Source organism: Bacillus sp. JH7, from assembly GCF_001563515.1.
Classification (GTDB): domain Bacteria; phylum Bacillota; class Bacilli; order Bacillales; family Bacillaceae_G; genus Bacillus_A; species Bacillus_A cereus.
In genome coordinates this window covers 1-552 of record NZ_LPUS01000020.1, presented here as the reverse complement: position 1 = coordinate 552, position 552 = coordinate 1, and the positions used below count along the sequence as shown (strand labels likewise).

Below are 552 nucleotides of genomic sequence, written 5' to 3'. Positions count from 1 at the left end.
ATTAAGTGAGGAAGAATTAGCGGAAATCCAAGGGGCATCAGATGTACAACCAGAAACAACACCACTTTGTGTGGGAGTAATTATAGGATTAACAACGTCAATTAAGATTTGTAAATAAAATAAAAAACCAAAACGAGAGGATGAATGAAATGTCAAAAGAATACAAGTTCACAAAAGAAGAGTTAGTAGAGGCGTGGAAAGATCCACAAGTAAGAGAAAAGCTAAAAGACTTACCGAAACACCCATCTGGAAAAGCGCTAAATGAATTAAGTGAGGAAGAATTAGCGGAAATCCAAGGGGCATCAGATGTACAACCAGAAACAACACCACTTTGTGTGGGAGTAATTATAGGATTAACAACGTCAATTAAGATTTGTAAATAAAATAAAAAACCAAAACGAGAGGATGAATGAAATGTCAAAAGGATACAAGTTCACAAAAGAAGAGTTAGTAGAGGCGTGGAAAGATCCACAAGTAAGAGAAAAGCTAAAAGACTTACCGAAACACCCATCTGGAAAAGCGCTAAATGAATTAAGTGAGGAAGAATTAGCG

3 protein-coding genes are annotated in these 552 nt (G+C 36.1%); all 3 read left to right on the top strand.

Going from position 1 to position 552, the window contains the following annotated elements; all coding sequences use genetic code 11:
• On the top strand, nucleotides 1–118 hold a 118-nt coding region (locus tag AU379_RS20510), incomplete at its 5' end, for a mersacidin family lantibiotic (RefSeq protein ID WP_157462717.1).
• 31 nt (nucleotides 119–149) lie between these two features.
• Complete coding sequence (locus AU379_RS20505) at nucleotides 150–383, top strand: mersacidin/lichenicidin family type 2 lantibiotic (RefSeq protein WP_030029258.1); 234 nt, start codon at nucleotides 150–152, stop codon at nucleotides 381–383.
• Between the two features lie 22 nt (nucleotides 384–405).
• Nucleotides 406–552: mersacidin/lichenicidin family type 2 lantibiotic (locus AU379_RS20500; RefSeq protein ID WP_347362596.1), on the top strand; the 147-nt coding region annotated here is incomplete at its 3' end.

What these genes read in the sequence shown, in the direction of transcription:
- AU379_RS20505 (WP_030029258.1), top strand. Translation starts at nt 150, where the DNA reads ATGTCAAAAGAATACAAGTTCACAAAAGAAGAGTTAGTAGAGGCGTGG.